Genomic DNA, 15,876 nt, shown 5'->3' on the forward strand with positions numbered 1-15,876 from the left:
ATGGAACATACAACCTCGGCCTACGGCCTCTGGGGCCTGGTGATCATCAATTCACTGGTGTTTATCCTGTTCGCCTTTAGCTTCTTCAAGCCCAACAGCCCGCGGGATTGGCGCACCTTCGGCACCTTCGCGGCCTTTATCGTCGCCCTGTTCGTTGAGATGTACGGCATTCCACTGACGCTCTACCTGCTGGCCGGCTGGTTGCAAAGCAGCTATCCGCAACTGGATCCGCTGTCCCACGATGCCGGCCATCTGTGGAACAGCCTGCTGGGCAGCGAGGGCGATCCGCATTTCGGCGTGCTTCATATCCTCAGCAACCTGCTGATCTTCGCCGGTTTCTGGCTGCTGGCCACCGCCTGGCGCGTGCTTTACCGCGCCCAGCAGGCCGGCACCCTGGCCGATAGCGGCCCTTACGCGCGCATCCGCCATCCACAATATGTGGCCTTCAGCCTGATCATGCTGGGCTTCCTGCTGCAGTGGCCGACGTTGCTGACCCTGTTGATGTTCCCGGTGCTGGTACTGATGTACGCACACCTGGCGCGCCAAGAGGATCGCTGGGCCGCCAGCCACTTCGGCGAGCACTGGCAGCGCTACCGGGCACGGGTGCCGGCCTTTATCCCACGGCTGTTCGGCGCTGCCGCCGATACCACTGTTCAACAGGAGCCCAAGCCATGAATGCGATCGAGCCGATCGGCAGTCACCAGACTGCGATATTGATAGTCCCCGGCATGGGCAGCGACCACTGCGCCGGCCTGGTCAGCCAGTCGCTCAAGCGCCTGCCCGGCATCGCCGAGCTGAGCACCAGCATTGCCAGCCACAAGGTGCGCATCGAATTCGATGGTGAGCAGACCAGCCTGGCCGCCCTCAAGCAGGCCGTGGAACAAGCCGGCTATCAGGTGGCCAAGGCGGTGCTGGCCAGTACCGCAGGCGAACCCACAGGGGCCGAAGAGGAAGAGCAGTACCTGCGCGACGCCTGGCGACGCATGTGGATAGCCGGCGTACCCACGACCCTGATCATGCTGCTGATGGCCTTGCCCATGGCCGGCGTAGCGGTGCCCGGCTACCTGGCCATCGTGGTGGTGCTCGCCGCCATCCCGGTGTTTATCGCCGGAGCCAGCACCCATGTATCGGCCTGGAAGGCGCTGCGCAATCGCACCGCCAATATGGATGTACTGATCAGCCTGGGCAGCCTGCCGCCCTACTTTATCGGCCTGGTGGGGTTCTTCTACCCCATGACCTCCTTCGTCGAGATGGCCGCCACCATCACCACCTTCCACCTGATCGGCCGCTACCTGGAGGCCCGCGCCAAGGGCCGCGCCTCCCAGGCGATTCGCAAGATGCTGGAACTGGGCGCCAAGAGCGCGGTGCTGCTGCGCGACGGCAAGGAAGTGCAGGTGCCGATCGAGGCCGTGACGGTCGGTGACCTGATGCTGGTGCGCCCCGGCGAGAAGGTGCCCAGCGACGGCGAGGTGGTCGAGGGTAACAGCCATATCGACGAGTCCCTGGCCACCGGCGAATCGCTGCCGAAGGAGAAAGGCCCGGGCGATGCGGTGATAGGCGCGACCCTGAACAAGGAAGGCCTGCTCACCGTGCGCGCCACCAAGGTCGGCCAGGACACATTCCTCGCCCAGGTAATCGACCTGGTCGAACACGCGCAAAGCTCCAAAGTGCCAATCCAGGAGTTTGCCGACCGCATGACCGGGCGTTTCGTCCCCGTGGTGCTGCTGGTCAGCCTGGCCAGCCTGGCGGTCTGGCTACTCTGGGGCGAGTCGCTGCGCGGCATTCTGCTGTGGGGCGCAACCTGGTTGCCTTGGGTCAACCCGGAGCTGTCGTCGCCCCTGGTGGGACTGCTGTCGGCGGTCGCGGTACTGGTGATCGCCTGTCCCTGCGCCCTCGGTCTGGCCACCCCGACCGCACTGATGGTAGGTGCCGGCCGTGGCGCCGAACGCGGCATTCTCTATCGCTCCGGCACGGCCATCCAGATGTTCAAGGACATCAAGGTGATGGTGCTGGACAAGACCGGCACCCTGACCCTGGGCAAACCTGTGGTCACCGATTGCCTGCCCAGCGCCGGTATCGACGAGCAGGAGTTGCTGCGCCTGGCCAGCAGCGTGGAATACGGCTCCGAGCACCCGATTGCCCAGGCCATGGTCGAACGCATCAAGGAACTCGGCCTGGAACTGGGGAGCCTTAGCGAATTCCAGGCGCTCAACGGCCTGGGCGTGCAGGGCCAGGTGGACGGCCAGTTGATCCGCGTCGGCAATGCGCGCTGGATGCAGGAATGCCAGGTGGACACCGCCGCCCTGGCCAGCCAGCTGGAAACCCTGGAGAACCAGGGCAAGACCGCCCTCTATGTCGCCCGCGAGCAGCAACTGCTCGGCGTGGTGGCGGTGGCCGACAGCCTCAAGGAGGACGCCCAGGCAGCCATTACCGAACTGCGCGCCCTGGGCATCCATACCGTGATGCTGACCGGCGACAACCCGCGCGCCGCCGCCCATATCGCCGCGCAAGTGGGCATCGACAGCGTGCACGCGGGTGTCCTGCCCAGCGGCAAGGTCGAGGTGATTCGCCAATTGCAGGCCGAATACGGCCAATGGGTGGCCATGGTCGGCGACGGCATCAACGACGCCCCGGCGCTGAAACAGGCCAACATCGGCATCGCCATCGGCAGCGGTGCCGACGTGGCTATGGAGGCCGCCGACGTGATCCTTATCGGTGGACGCCTGGGCGGCCTGGTGGAAGCGGCGCAGCTGTCACGCCTGACCTTCCGCAAGATCGTCGAGAACCTGATCTGGGCCTCGGCCTACAACGTCGCCGCCATCCCCATCGCCGCCGTCGGCTTGCTGCATCCAATGATCGGCGTGATCGCCATGACCGCCAGTTCGCTGTCGGTGATCGCCAATTCCCTACTGCTCAAGAGAGCCCCCTTGAGCGCTATCCGCAAAACCCATTGAACCCCTGCCGGAGAAACACCATGAGCACATTCACCTACAAAACCCTGAGCGCCCTCGCCCTGACCGGCGCACTACTGAGCGCCCCGGCGTTCGCCGAGGACGCCCACCACCCCGAAGAAGGCGCAGCCACAGCCGCGCCAACCGAACAGGCCACCCCCGCCGCCGCTGGTAAAGGCATGGGCATGATGGGTGACATGGACATGACCAAGATGCACGAGATGATGCAGAAAATGCATGGTGCCAAGACGCCCGAGGAGCGCCAGAAATTCCGCGCCGAGCATCGCACGGCCATGCAGGACAAAATGGGCATGATGCGTCAGCGCATGCAGGACAGTCAGTGCCCCATGGCCAAGGACGACGCCACCCAGCAGCAGTGCATAAAGGCCATGGGCGAAAACATGCAGGACATGATGCAAATGATGGAACAGATGATGGACAGCCAGGCCATGCCGAACGGTCAGTGAGCCGGGCTGCGTAATCTGCGGAAGGTATCCACCCGCTATTGGAGGAGTTGACCGGGCGGCCCCGTAACCAAGCAACGGGCAGGGTCGCCGTCCAACCTGGCGGGTCTGTTGACCGGCCAAGAAGCCTAGCTGGCAGTTGAAAAACTACCTGCTAGTCGACTGCTTCCCATTGTTTTCCCGTTGTGCCAACAGAAGGAAAGCCGCCATGAAAGAAGCAAACCGGCTGGGCGTCTCCAGCGCCAATTTGGTAACCCGTCACTTGAAGCTTGAACCCACGGAGCGGGAAAAACTGGATGCGGCAATCGCCGAGATCGACAAGCTATATGGCCTCGCCAGCGTCTCCTTCGATGACAGTAAAGGACGCCTCGACATGGCCTATGATGCGACCCGAATCTGCCTGGACTGCATTGAGGACGTCCTAACAACGTACGCCATCGAGGTCAGTCATGACTGGTGGACGCACTTCAAGGAAGGTCACTACCGTTTTGTCGATCAGAACCTGAAAGACAATGCCTCTCGAGAACCATGGAGCTGCCATAAGTCGCCACCAGGCTCCGGGCACAATCGATAATTCGTGGCCCTTGCCATGCCCTGCCCTGCGCGGAAAGTCCGCGCCGAACTCGTTGGGCTTCGCAGGCTCAGCACCTACCTACGGCGCTGTGCGCTGACCTGGGCGTAATCGCTCATCGCGGCCAAGGCCGCTCCTACAAAACACGCGGTTTCGTGGACCCTATGTTCCTGCGCAATATCTACGACGTCGTAGGGAGGACATGCCGAAAGCTTGTCCGCCATTGGGCAGCCAGCGGTGGACAAGCCTTCGGCATGTTCACCCTACACAAGCGCTACCGTACCCCGGATAAGCTCCAGCGCAATCCGAGGCCGCTCTCGCGGTTTGCCGCGCTTTCGCGTTTTCCAACTTCGTAGGGCGGGTGCAACCCGGGGGTGGACATACCATTTCCCCGGATTGCATCCGAGCTACAGCTCGCGCGCTTGCCCGAGCTTGCGCCTACGCATCAAGCGATAGGCCGCCGGCAATACGAACAGCGACAGCAGCGGCGCGCTGAGCATGCCGCCGACCATGGGCGCGGCGATGCGGCTCATTACTTCGCTGCCGGTGCCGCCGCCGAGCAGGATCGGCAACAGGCCGGCGATGATCACCGCCACTGTCATGGCCTTGGGTCGCACCCGTTGCACCGCGCCTTCGCGAATCGCCTCGACCAGCGCCTGTTCGCTGCTATCGCCAGCTTCCTCGCGTTCGGCCCAGGCGTTCTTCAGGTAGAGCAGCATGATCACGCCGAATTCCGCCGCCACCCCAGCCAGGGCGATAAAGCCGACGCCAGTGGCCACCGACATGTGAAAGCCGAGCAGGTAGAGAAACCAGATCCCGCCGGTCAGGGCGAACGGCAGCGTGGCCATGATCAGCAGCGCCTCGCTGAAGCGGCCAAAGCACAGGTAGAGCAGCACGAAGATGATCAGCAACGTGGCCGGCACCACCAGCTTGAGCCGCGCGTTGGCCCGTTCGAGAAACTCGAACTGCCCCGAATAGCTCAGGCTGATACCCGGTTGCAGGGTGACCTGCTCGTCGATGGAGGCGCGCAGGTCGGCCACCACCGAGGCCAGGTCGCGGCCGCGCACATCCACATAGACCCAGCCCGAGGGCCGCGCGTTCTCGCTCTTGAGCATCGGCGGGCCGTCGCTGACCTTGATTTTCGCCACCGTGCCCAGGGTGATCTGGCTGCCCTGGGGGGTGTAGATCGGCAACTGTTCGAGCCCGCCCAGCGAGTCGCGCCATTCGCGCGGGTAACGCACGCTGATGGGGAAACGCGCCAGGCCTTCAATGGTCTCGCCGACATTCTCGCCGCCGATGGCGCTGGAGACGATCGACTGCACGTCGGCGATATTCAGGCCGTAACGCGCGGCCGCCGCCCGGTCGATATCGACATCGATATAGCGCCCGCCGGTCAAGCGCTCGGCCAACGCCGAACTCACCCCTGGCACGCCTTTGGCGACCTTCTCGATGGCCTGGGTGGCCGCATCGATCTGCGCCAGATCGCTGCCGGCGACCTTGACTCCGATCGGGCTCTTGATCCCGGTGGCGAGCATGTCGATACGGTTGCGGATCGGCGGAATCCAGATATTGGTCAGCCCCGGCACCTGCACCACCCGATCCAGTTCCTCCACCAGCTTGTCCGCGGTCATGCCAGCGCGCCACTGCTCGCGCGGCTTGAACTGGATGGTGGTCTCGAACATCTCCAGCGGCGCCGGGTCGGTGGCGGTTTCGGCGCGGCCGGCCTTGCCGAACACATGGGCGACTTCCGGCACCGTCTTGATCATCCGGTCGGTCTGTTGCAGCAGCTGCGCGGCCTTCTGCGCCGACAGTCCGGGCAGGGCCGATGGCATATAAAGCAGATCGCCCTCGTCCAGCGGCGGCAGGAACTCGCCGCCCAATTGCGACAGCGGCCACAGGGTGCTGAGAAACACCAGCAACGCGACCAACAAGGTGGCCCTGGGCCAAGCCAATACCGCCTCCAGCGCCGGTTGGTAGAGGCGGATCAACCCGCGGTTCAGCGGATTACGCGCCTCGGAGGGAATCCGCCCGCGAATCCAGTAGCCCATCAGCACCGGCACCAGGGTCACTGACAGCCCCGCGGCGGCGGCCATGGCGTAGGTCTTGGTGAAGGCCAGCGGACCGAACAGCCGGCCCTCCTGGGCCTGCAGGGTGAACACCGGAATAAACGACAGGGTGATGATCAGCAGGCAGAAGAACAGCGCCGGGCCGACTTCCACCGCTGCATCGGTAATCACCCGCCAATGGCTTTCGCCCTTGAGTTCCTCGCCGGGATGCTTCTGGTGCCAGGCCTCGATCTTCTTGTGCGCGTTTTCGATCATCACCACCGCGGCGTCGACCATGGCGCCGATGGCGATGGCGATGCCGCCCAGGGACATGATGTTGGCGTTGATGCCCTGCTGTTGCATGACGATAAAGGCGATCAGCACCCCGACCGGCAAGGACACGATGGCCACCAGGGAGGAACGCAGGTGCCAGAGAAAAGCCGCGCAGACCAGCGCCACGACGATAAATTCCTCCACCAGCTTCTCGCCCAGGTTGCGCACCGCGCGGTCGATCAACCGGCTGCGGTCGTAGGTGGTGACGATCTCCACCCCTTCCGGCAGGCTGCTTTTCAGCGTCTCGAGCTTGGCCTTGACCGCTTCGATGGTGCTGCGCGCGTTCTTGCCGCTGCGCAGGATCACCACGCCGCCGACCACCTCGCCCTCGCCATCCAGCTCGGCGATGCCGCGGCGCATCTCCGGTCCGAGCTGGATATGCGCCACCTCGCCGAGCGTCACCGGCACGCCGCCGGCACCCAGGCGCAGGGGGATGGCGCGAAAGTCGTTAAGGCTTTGCAGATAGCCCGAAGCGCGCACCATAAATTCGGTTTCCGCCAGTTCCAGCACCGCGCCGCCGGTTTCCTGATTGGCGCGGCCGATGGCGTCCGTCACCTCGGCCTGGGTGATGCCCAGGCTGGCCAGCTTGATCGGATCGAGTTGCACCTGGTACTGCTTGACCATGCCGCCGATGGTCGCCACTTCGGCGACGTTGGCCAGGGTCTTCAACTCGAACTTGAGGAACCAGTCCTGCAGCGCGCGCAACTGCGCCAGGTCATGATTGCCGCTGCGGTCGACCAGGGCGTACTGGTAGATCCAGCCGACCCCGGTAGCGTCCGGCCCCAGCGACGGTTTGGCACTGGCCGGCAAACGACTCTGGATCTGGCTGAGGTATTCCAGCACCCGCGAACGCGCCCAGTAGAGGTCGGTGTCGTCCTCGAACAGCACATAGACGAAGCTGTCGCCAAAGAATGAATAGCCACGCACGGTCTTCGCTCCCGGCACCGAGAGCATGGTGGTGGCCAGCGGGTAGGTCACCTGATTCTCGACGATCTGCGGCGCCTGACCCGGATAGGGCGTACGGATGATCACCTGCACGTCGGACAAATCCGGCAGCGCATCGATCGGCGTGTTCTGCAGCGACCAGATGCCCCAGGCGGTGGCGAACAGGGTCGCCAGCAGCACCAGGAAACGGTTGGCCACCGACCAGCGGATCAGCGCGGCGATCATGGCTGCGCCTCCCGATGGCCGTCATGGCCGCTGGTTGCCTGGGGCACGGGTGCCAGACGCTCAATGCTCTCGATGCGCATACCCTCGTCATCGGCGCGCACCCCGACCCGCACCCGGTCGCCGGGTTTGAAGCCTTCCAGCAGCGCCGCATCCGCGACCGGAAACAGCATGCTCATGCCCGGCATGCCCAGGGTCTTGAACGGGCCATGGGTGAGCATCACCCCATCCTCTTCGATGGCGTCGATCTGCCCTTCCGCTTCATGCAGGGCCGGCTCGAGCTTGACCTCCGCCGCCGGCGCGCCCAGTTCCTGGGCCATGATGCCGCGCAGGCTGGCCTCGGAATCGAGGAGGAACTGCCCGGAGGCGACCACCTGCTGGCCCTCCTCCAGCCCTTCGAGTATCTGGGTATTACCCGCGGCCTCCTGGCCCAGGCGGACTTCCACCGGGCGGTAGCGCCCTTCGCCTTCGGCGAGCATCACCAGGGCGCGGCGGCCGCTGCGGATCACCGCCTCGCTCGGTACGAACAACGCATCGCGTTCGGCCGGGCGAACCAGGCGTACCTGGGCGGTCAGGCCCGGGCGCAGGCGGCCATCGGGGTTATCCAGCACGACCCGCACACGCAGGGTGCGGCTGTCGAGGTTGGCCTGGGGCAGAATCGCCTCGATGCTGCCGTTGAGCACTTCGCCGGGAAACGCCGGCAACCGCGCCTCGACCACCTGGCCTTGATGCAGGCCCAGGGCTTCGGCCTCGGGCACTGCCACATCGAGCCAGACGCTGCGCAAACCATTGATGGTCGCCAGGGTCTCGCCCGCCATCAGGTTCATGCCCTCGCGCACATTGAGTTGTTGCAGCACCCCGGCAATCGGGCTGGTCACCGTCCACAGCGCCTGCACCTTGCCGCTGCGCTCGAACCGGGCAATCAGCGCCGCCGGCATGCCAGCCAGACGCAAGCGTTGGCGCGCCGCCGCCAGTAGCGCGGGGTCGCCGGCATCGCGCAGGGCCAGATACTCTTCCTGGGCACTGACCCACGCCGGCACCAGCAAGTCCGCCAGGGGCGCGCCGGCTTCGAGCAAATCCTCGGGGGCGCGGGCATAAACCCGCTCGACGAAACCGCCGGTACGCGCCTGCACCACGGCGATATCGCGAGTATTGAAAGTCAGGTTGCCGACCGCTTCCAGGCTGTTGGCCAATGCCCCGCGGGTCACCGAAGCCAGACGCATGCCGAGGTTCTGGGTAACGCTCGCATCGATGCTGACGGCAGCGCTGTCGCCGCCTTCGTCGGCATAGCGCGGCACCAGCTGCATATCCATAAAGGGCGACTTGCCCGGCTGGTCGAATTGTTGCTGCGGCACCATGGGGTCGTACCAATACAGCACCTGGCGCTCCTCGGCCGTACTGACCTGGGTTTGCCCGTGAGCGGCCTCGGGTTCAACGCTTATCGATTGCTGGGCGAACCAGTAACCGCCGGCCGCGCCTATAGCCAATACCAGCGTCGCCAGCAGCGCGCCTTTTATTAGTCGAGCACTCATTGGCTCACCCCTTCATAAGCGAAATGCAGGCGGGCGCTGCTCAGCGCACGCGCTTGTTCGAAGTCGATGTGTTTCAGGCGCGCCTCGACCCGCTCGCGTCGGGCGGCGACCACGCTGGCCAGTTCGCCGCCGCCAGCGCGATAGCCGGCCAGGGTCAGCGCGACCTTTTCCTCGGCCAGCGGCAGCAGCAGATCCTGGCTGCGGCGCAGCGCGCGTTCGAAACGCTGGTACTCGGCCAGGTCGTCGGCCAATTGCTGCGCATGCTCGCGCTCGGCCGCTTCGCGTTCGGCGTGCAACTGGCTGAGCGTGGCCTGCTTGGCGGCGATTCTGGGGTTCTGCCGCGAGCCCGGAAACAGCGGCAGGTCGAAGCTCAATTGCAGCGAAACCATGTCACCGAAAGCCGGGTCGCGCTTCTGGTAAGCCAGCTGCCAGCTCCAGTCAGATTGTTTGTCCGCCACGGCCTGGCGCACCTCGGCTTGCGCCGCCTCGGTCATGGGATCGAACAGCGCCAGTTCGGGATGGCGTTGCAAGTTGTGCTGATAGTGCTCGGCATCCACCGGCCAGTTCGGCAAGCGCCCGGACAGAGTTTCGGCGGCACGCGGGCCGATCCAACGGCGCAGGGCCGCACGCTGTTGCGCGCGGCTTTGCAGCAGCTGATCCTCGGCCTCGGCGAGCAACGCCGCCTCCTGCTTCGGTGCGACGCTGTCGGCGGCCTGGCCACGGCCACCGGCGATGCTGGCGCGCACCGCCTTGGCCAGTAGATCGTTCTCGGCATAGAGGTCTTTGAATAGGGTCAGCTTCTGCTCGACGGCGCGCGCCGCAATCCACGCCAGCGCGGTTTGCCGGCGTACCCGCAGGCGCTCGACCCGCTCCCGGGCGGCGGCGCTGAGCACGCCGGCCTCGGCAGCCTCGACCCGAGCGCGGCGTTTGGCGCGACTGGGCACCTCCTGCATCAGCCCGATCATCTGCATGGTCATCGGCTCGCGGTCGAGACGACCACGGTTGTCGCCCTCAATCGGCAGGTTCTGCAGGCCTAGGGTCAGCTTCGGGTCGGGCAACTCGCCCGCCGGTACCGCGGCATGACGCGCGGCCTGCACATTGGCCGCCTGAGCCGCCAGCGAAGGTGCCTCGCGCTCGGCCAGATCCAACGCCTGATCGAGGGTCAGCGCCGCGGCCGGCAGGCTGAACAAAGCAGCAGCCAGCGCGCCGGCCGCCAAACGGCCGGGGAAGGAAAACAAACGGGACATACGGGTGATTCCTGTCGATATCGCGCGCTATGGGCGCGCAACGACCATCGAGCCACCAGGGCTACACGATGGGATTCGCAACGGGACAGGAATCAGGCGCGGGGTGGGCGCCAGGGGGCAAGCGCGGGTCGGGACAGGGGTTCGGTTTGGCTATACAAGGAGGCGCTGACGGCGACCGGCAACAGCTTGAGTTTCAATCGATAGCCATCAACCAAGGGCAGACCGGCGCTGGGGCATTTGCTCATATCCGGGCACAACTGCCCGCTAAGTTGCATCGCCGCCTCGTCGCAGCAATCGCTCAGCTGCGGCGCGTCCTGGCTCATCGGGCAGGGTTCGGCGACCAGCAGCGCGCCCGCCAGGCTCTGCAAGGGCAGAACCAGGGCCAGGAGCAATACCAGACACAAGCGAGGGAAGGCGTTCATGCCGGGCAGTCTAGCCCCGCGCAGGGTCAGGAGCAATTGACCAGGGTCAAGGACCAGGTCGTGGCGAAACGGCTTCAGGGCAACAACTGCTCGCGGCGGCCGTCGGAGTATTCACCCCGCTCGCCCGGCAAACCCAGCACAGCAGATGGCCCGGCGCATGCCCTGTTACAACTCCTCGCTTGTTCGCCGTGACCAACAGTCATAGCATGACCGTCGGTCACAACTCTGCTATCGGGTCACCATGCGCTATCAGGATCAACTCTTCGAACAACGGGAAAACGCCATTCTCGATGCCGCGCGCCAGCTGTTCAGCACGCAGCCCTGGGACCGGGTGACCATCGCCGAGGTGGCGGTTGCCGCCGCCATTGGCAAGGGCACGGTGTACAAGCACTTCCCCAGCAAGGAGGCGCTCTATGCACGTCTGACGATGGATCGCTCCCGTACCGACCTGGCCGAACTACGCGCCCTGCACGCCACCAGCGCGCCGCAGCAGGCCATGCGCCAGGTGATCCTGCGCGCCTTCGAGCAGATGCTGAGTAATCCGACCCAGGCCCAGCTGTGCCAGCACTGCGACCGCCCGGAGTTCCAGGAGCGCCTGGATCCAGCCTCGCGCCAGCAGTTCCTCGAGCTGGAACGCGACTACCAGCGCTTCTTCGCCGAGATGCTCAACGGGGCTCTGGGCACCCACGCCCTCGCTCAGGGCGACTGCCAGAACCTGTTGTGGGGCGTGGAGGCCTGCGTCAACGGGGTGATGGCGCGCATCGCCTCCGGCGGTTTCGCCCACTGGGCCGAACCCATCGCCCTGAATGAATACTTCGCCCGCGTTACCGATTTCATTATTGCCGGCCTGCGTACCCAGGCCGCCGATCTTCTTGCCCCACCACGCCGTCACGAGTAAGCGCCCATGTTCAGTCAGTTGTCCAAACGCCCCTGGTTGATCGCCGTCGCCATCAGTCTGCTGTTACTGCTGTGGTTGCTCAGCGGCTCGCTGTTCAAGGCCCAGCAGGTCGCCAGCGCCGATCAGCCTGCCGTGGAGCAGGGCCTGGCGAAAGTCGAGGTGCAGTGGCTGGAAGCGCAACCGATGCAGCGCCAGCATGTGGTGCAGGGGCAGATCGAGGCCTGGCGGCGGGTCGAACTGCGCTCGCAGATCAGCGCCAGCGTGGCGCGCCTGGATCAGGACAAGGGCAGCCCGGTCAAGGCCGGTCAATTGCTGCTGAGCCTGTCCACGGACAACCGCCCGGCCCAGGTGGCCAGGGGTGAAGCCGATGTGCGGCAGCGCCAGGCCGATGCCACGGGTGCCGCGCGCCTGCGCGAACGCAACCTGGTTTCCGCCAACGAACTGATCCGCCTGCAGAGCGAGCTGGCCAAGGCCCGCGCCGAACTGGACATGGCCCGTATCCAGCTGGACAACACCAGAATCAGCGCCCCCTTCGCCGGGGTTTACGACCAGCGCCTGGTCGAGCTCGGCGACTTCGTCCAGCCCGGTCAGAGCCTGCTGACCCTGGTGGACATCAGCCAGCTCAAGGTCACGGCGCAGATCGCCCAGCAGGAGGTAATCCAGCTCAAGCTGGGCCAGACGGTGCGTATCGAGTTGCTCGACGGCCGTGAGATGGACGGCCAGCTGCACTTTATCGCCGCCGCCGCCGACCCCGGCTCGCGCAGCTTCCGCATCGAGGTCAAGGTTGACAATCCGCAGGCCCTGCGCCTGGCCGGAGCCAGCGCTACCCTGCATATCGCCACAGGCGAAGCCCTGGCCCATCGTGTGTCGCCTGCCCTGCTGAGCCTGGATCAGGCCGGCCGGCACGGGGTCAAGTGGGTCAATGAGCAGCAACAGGTCGAGTTCACCCCGGTGACGCTGATTAGCGTCGACAATCAGGGGGCCTGGGTCAGCGGCCTGCCGTCGAAGGTGGCGCTGATCACTCTCGGCCAGGGCTTTGTCGAGCCGGGCCAGCAGGTGATCAGCCAGCTCGCCAAAGGGGGAAGCTGAGATGCACGGTCTGATCGCCGCGGCGCTGGATCGTAGCCGCACCAGCCTGCTTGTACTGCTGTTTCTTCTGGTCGGCGGCCTGGGTGCCTACCTGGTCATCCCCAAGGAAGCCAACCCGGATGTGAGCATCCCGATCATCTATGTTTCGGTCACCCTCGAGGGCATCAGCCCGGAGGACGCCGAACGCCTGCTGGTGCGCCCGCTTGAGCAGGAGTTGCGCAGCCTCGAAGGGGTCAAGGAAATGCGCGCCATGGCCAGCGAAGGCCATGCCTCGGTAACCCTGGAGTTCGACGCTGGTTTCAATGCCAAACTGGCCCTGGTCGATGTGCGCGAGAAGGTTGACACCGCCCGCAGCAAACTGCCCGAGGAAGCCGAAGAACCCACGGTCAACGAGGTCAACGTGGCGCTGTTCCCGGTGCTGTCGATCGGCCTGTCCGGGCCCATCGACGAACAGCAACTGGTGTATGTGGCGCGGCGGCTAAAGGACAACATCGAGGGCATCGCCGAGGTGCTGTCGGTGGAGATCGGCGGCGACCGCGAGGACCTGCTGGAAATCGTCGTCGACCCGCAGGTGCTCGACAGCTACGGCATCGACTACAACGAACTGTTCAACCTGGTCAGCCGCAACAACCGCCTGGTCGCCGCCGGCAGCCTGGACACCGGTGCCGGGCGCATGAGCCTGAAGGTGCCCGGGGTAATCGAAAACCTCGAAGACGTGCTGAGCATGCCGATCAAGGTGGTGGACGGCAGCGTGGTCACCTTCGGCGACGTGGCCACCATCCACCGCACCTTCAAGGACCCCACCGGCTACGCGCGGATCAACGGCCAGCCGGCCATCGTCCTGGAAGTGGCCAAGCGCAGCGGGGCGAATATCATCGCCACCATCGAGCAGGTCAAGGCGCTGATGGCCCAGGCCCAGCCGCTACTGCCCGAAGGCCTGCAGGTCAGCTACATCATGGACCAGTCGCAGGAGGTCAAGGGCATGCTCGGCGACCTGCTCAACAACGTGATGACCGCCATCGTTCTGGTGCTGATCCTGGTGGTGGCGAGCATGGGTATGCGCTCGGCGCTATTAGTCGGACTGACCATTCCCGGAGCCTTTCTGACCGGCATCCTGCTGATCTGGATGCTCGGCTTCACCCTCAATATCGTCGTGCTGTTCAGCCTGATCCTGGTGGCCGGCATGCTGGTGGACGGCGCTATCGTGGTCTCCGAACTGGCCGACCGCTACCTGCACCAGGGGCAGAATCCACGCCAGGCCTGGGCCAATGCCGCGACGCGGATGGCCTGGCCGGTAATCGCTTCCACCGCCACCACCCTGGTGGTGTTTCTGCCGCTGCTGTTCTGGCCCGGCGTGGTCGGCCAGTTTATGAAATATCTGCCGGCCACGGTGATCGTCTGCCTGCTCGCCTCGCTGGCCATGGCCCTGGTGTTTCTGCCGGTGCTCGGTGCGGTAACCGGCGGCCAGCCCGCGGCCCAACCCGAGCAGGCCAGCCGTAGCGCCCTGGCCTACCGCCGCCTGCTCGGCCGCCTGCTCAAGCGCCCAGGGCTGACCCTGCTCGGCATGCTGGCCCTGATCGCCCTGATCTACACCGCCTACGGTCGCTTCAACCATGGCGTGGAGTTCTTCCCGGAGGTCGAGCCGGAAAACGCGCAAATCTGGCTGCGCGCCCGCGGCGACCTGTCGGTGCTGGAAAAGGACAGCCTGCTGCAACAGGTGGAAAAACGCCTGCTCGGCATGAGCGAGGTCAAGGCCCTGTATGCCCGTTCCCTGGCCCAGCCGGACGGTCAACTGGGGGCGGATGTGATCGGCACCCTGCAATTCCAGTTCGTCGAATGGCATGAGCGGCGTCCGGCCAGCCGTATCCTCGCCGATATGAGTGAGCGCACGGCGGACATTCCCGGCATCGTGCTGGAGTTCCGCGAACAGGACCAGGGCCCCAGCGGCGGCAAGCCGGTCAAGTTGCAGATCAGCGCCCTCGACCCGGCCAAGGCCGACCAGTGGGTCGAGCAGGTGCGCACGAATATGCAACGCCTGGGCGGCTTCAAGGACATCGAGGACGACCGCGCCCTGCCCGGCATCGAATGGCGGATCAAGGTCGACCGCGAGGCCGCCGCACGTTTCGGCGCGGATGTGCTGAGCGTGGGCAATGCCGTGCAGATGATTACCAACGGTCTGAAGCTGGCCACCTACCGCCCGGAAGACGCCACCGACGAGGTGGACATCCGCGTGCGCCTGCCGGGCAACTGGCGCTCCCTCGACCAGCTCGGCCGCCTGACCCTGAGCACTTCGAGCGGGCAGATCCCCCTGGGCAACTTCGTCTCGCTGCAGCAGGCCCCCAAGGTCGGCACCCTGCGCCGGGTCGACGGCACCCGCACCATCACCCTGCAGGCCGATATGGCCGAGGGCGCACGCCTGGACGAACGCCTGCAGGCCCTGCGCGAGGCAATGGGCGAAGTGCCCGAGGATGTGCAGGTGACCTTCGCCGGCGAGGACGCCGACCAGCGTGAGGCGGCCACCTTCCTGATGACCGCCTTCGGCGTGGCGATCTTCCTGATGTTTATCATCCTGGTGACCCAGTTCAACAGCATCTACCAGGCCCTGCTGGTGCTATCGGCCATCGTGCTGTCCACCGCCGGGGTGCTGGTCGGCCTGCTGGTCAACGGCCAGTCGTTCGGCATCGTCATGGTCGGCATGGGCCTGATCGCCCTGGCGGGCATTGTGGTGAACAACAACATCATCCTGATCGACACCTACAACCAGCTGCGTCGTCAGGGCCTGGAGCCGCATGCAGCGGCCCTGGAAACCGGCAGCCTGCGCCTGCGGCCGGTGCTGCTCACCGCGGTGACCACCATTCTCGGCCTGATGCCCATGGTGCTCAGTGTCAACGTCGACCTGCTGACCCCAAGCCTGGGCTTTGGCGCGCCGTCGACCCAATGGTGGACCCAGCTGTCCAGCGCCATCGCCGGCGGCCTGAGCTTCGCCACCGTGCTGACCCTGCTGCTGACCCCCTGCCTGTTGGTGCTAGGCTCGCGTTTCGAGCGTCGCCCACCGCCGCTGGAAACCTTCGACGACGATCTACTCGACCTGCCGGAACACCTGCTTGCGGCAAAACCAAGCAAGGCCAGCCTGAGCAATCAGACCATAAGGACATGA

11 protein-coding genes are annotated in these 15,876 nt (G+C 65.3%); 7 read left to right on the forward strand and 4 right to left on the reverse strand.

What is annotated here, in order from left to right; genetic code table 11:
• From VMP31_RS04775 to VMP31_RS04790, 4 genes are all read left to right on the forward strand, one after another.
• The gene (locus tag VMP31_RS04775; protein WP_325504606.1) at positions 1–675 is read left to right on the forward strand and encodes an isoprenylcysteine carboxylmethyltransferase family protein; all 675 of its coding nucleotides are present in this window, start codon (positions 1–3) and stop codon (positions 673–675) included.
• Positions 672–2,954, forward strand: coding sequence for a heavy metal translocating P-type ATPase (locus tag VMP31_RS04780; protein ID WP_325504608.1), 2,283 nt, complete (start codon positions 672–674; stop codon positions 2,952–2,954). Before VMP31_RS04775 ends, VMP31_RS04780 begins: the two co-directional genes overlap by 4 nt.
• Positions 2,955–2,974: 20 nt before the next feature.
• Positions 2,975–3,418 (forward strand): hypothetical protein, encoded by a 444-nt coding sequence (locus VMP31_RS04785; protein ID WP_325504609.1) that lies wholly within the window; start codon positions 2,975–2,977, stop codon positions 3,416–3,418.
• Between the two features lie 205 nt (positions 3,419–3,623).
• A complete protein-coding gene (locus VMP31_RS04790; protein ID WP_325504611.1) occupies positions 3,624–3,989 on the forward strand; it encodes a cation transporter in 366 nt (121 codons plus the stop codon).
• A gap of 404 nt (positions 3,990–4,393) precedes the next feature.
• Here VMP31_RS04790 and VMP31_RS04795 read toward each other — a convergent pair whose 3' ends face one another.
• From VMP31_RS04795 to VMP31_RS04810, 4 genes are all read right to left on the reverse strand, one after another.
• The gene (locus VMP31_RS04795; protein ID WP_325504613.1) at positions 4,394–7,534 is read right to left on the reverse strand and encodes an efflux RND transporter permease subunit; all 3,141 of its coding nucleotides are present in this window, start codon (positions 7,532–7,534) and stop codon (positions 4,394–4,396) included.
• Positions 7,531–9,063, reverse strand: a complete 1,533-nt coding sequence (locus VMP31_RS04800) for an efflux RND transporter periplasmic adaptor subunit (protein ID WP_325504615.1) — start codon at positions 9,061–9,063, stop codon at positions 7,531–7,533. The genes VMP31_RS04795 and VMP31_RS04800 overlap by 4 nt, the downstream gene beginning before the upstream one ends.
• Complete coding sequence (locus VMP31_RS04805) at positions 9,060–10,310, reverse strand: TolC family protein (RefSeq protein WP_325504617.1); 1,251 nt, start codon at positions 10,308–10,310, stop codon at positions 9,060–9,062. Before VMP31_RS04805 ends, VMP31_RS04800 begins: the two co-directional genes overlap by 4 nt.
• 92 nt (positions 10,311–10,402) lie before the next feature.
• A complete protein-coding gene (locus tag VMP31_RS04810) occupies positions 10,403–10,732 on the reverse strand; it encodes a hypothetical protein (RefSeq protein WP_325504619.1) in 330 nt (109 codons plus the stop codon).
• Positions 10,733–10,973: 241 nt separating this feature from the next.
• On the opposite strand from VMP31_RS04810, the gene VMP31_RS04815 reads away from it, so the two are divergent.
• Genes VMP31_RS04815 through VMP31_RS04825 form a run of 3 tightly spaced genes read left to right on the forward strand, consistent with a single transcriptional unit; the run spans position 10,974 to position 15,876 of the window.
• A complete protein-coding gene (locus VMP31_RS04815; RefSeq protein ID WP_325504621.1) occupies positions 10,974–11,630 on the forward strand; it encodes a helix-turn-helix domain-containing protein in 657 nt (218 codons plus the stop codon).
• A 6-nt stretch (positions 11,631–11,636) separates the two neighbouring features.
• Positions 11,637–12,719 (forward strand): efflux RND transporter periplasmic adaptor subunit, encoded by a 1,083-nt coding sequence (locus VMP31_RS04820; RefSeq protein ID WP_325504623.1) that lies wholly within the window; start codon positions 11,637–11,639, stop codon positions 12,717–12,719.
• 1 nt (position 12,720) lies between these two features.
• On the forward strand, positions 12,721–15,876 hold the full coding sequence (locus tag VMP31_RS04825) for an efflux RND transporter permease subunit (RefSeq protein WP_325504625.1): 3,156 nt from the start codon (positions 12,721–12,723) through the stop codon (positions 15,874–15,876).

This window comes from Pseudomonas sp. (assembly GCF_035512415.1).
Taxonomy (GTDB): Bacteria; Pseudomonadota; Gammaproteobacteria; order Pseudomonadales; family Pseudomonadaceae; genus Aquipseudomonas.

Coding starts and splice junctions, on each gene's coding strand:
- VMP31_RS04790 (WP_325504611.1), top strand. CDS start 3,624: ATGAAAGAAGCAAACCGGCTGGGCGTCTCCAGCGCCAATTTGGTAACC.
- VMP31_RS04820 (WP_325504623.1), top strand. CDS start 11,637: ATGTTCAGTCAGTTGTCCAAACGCCCCTGGTTGATCGCCGTCGCCATC.
- VMP31_RS04775 (WP_325504606.1), top strand. CDS start 1: ATGGAACATACAACCTCGGCCTACGGCCTCTGGGGCCTGGTGATCATC.
- VMP31_RS04785 (WP_325504609.1), top strand. CDS start 2,975: ATGAGCACATTCACCTACAAAACCCTGAGCGCCCTCGCCCTGACCGGC.
- VMP31_RS04815 (WP_325504621.1), top strand. CDS start 10,974: ATGCGCTATCAGGATCAACTCTTCGAACAACGGGAAAACGCCATTCTC.
- VMP31_RS04780 (WP_325504608.1), top strand. CDS start 672: ATGAATGCGATCGAGCCGATCGGCAGTCACCAGACTGCGATATTGATA.
- VMP31_RS04825 (WP_325504625.1), top strand. CDS start 12,721: ATGCACGGTCTGATCGCCGCGGCGCTGGATCGTAGCCGCACCAGCCTG.
- VMP31_RS04810 (WP_325504619.1), bottom strand. CDS start 10,732: ATGAACGCCTTCCCTCGCTTGTGTCTGGTATTGCTCCTGGCCCTGGTT.
- VMP31_RS04800 (WP_325504615.1), bottom strand. CDS start 9,063: ATGAGTGCTCGACTAATAAAAGGCGCGCTGCTGGCGACGCTGGTATTG.
- VMP31_RS04805 (WP_325504617.1), bottom strand. CDS start 10,310: ATGTCCCGTTTGTTTTCCTTCCCCGGCCGTTTGGCGGCCGGCGCGCTG.
- VMP31_RS04795 (WP_325504613.1), bottom strand. CDS start 7,534: ATGATCGCCGCGCTGATCCGCTGGTCGGTGGCCAACCGTTTCCTGGTG.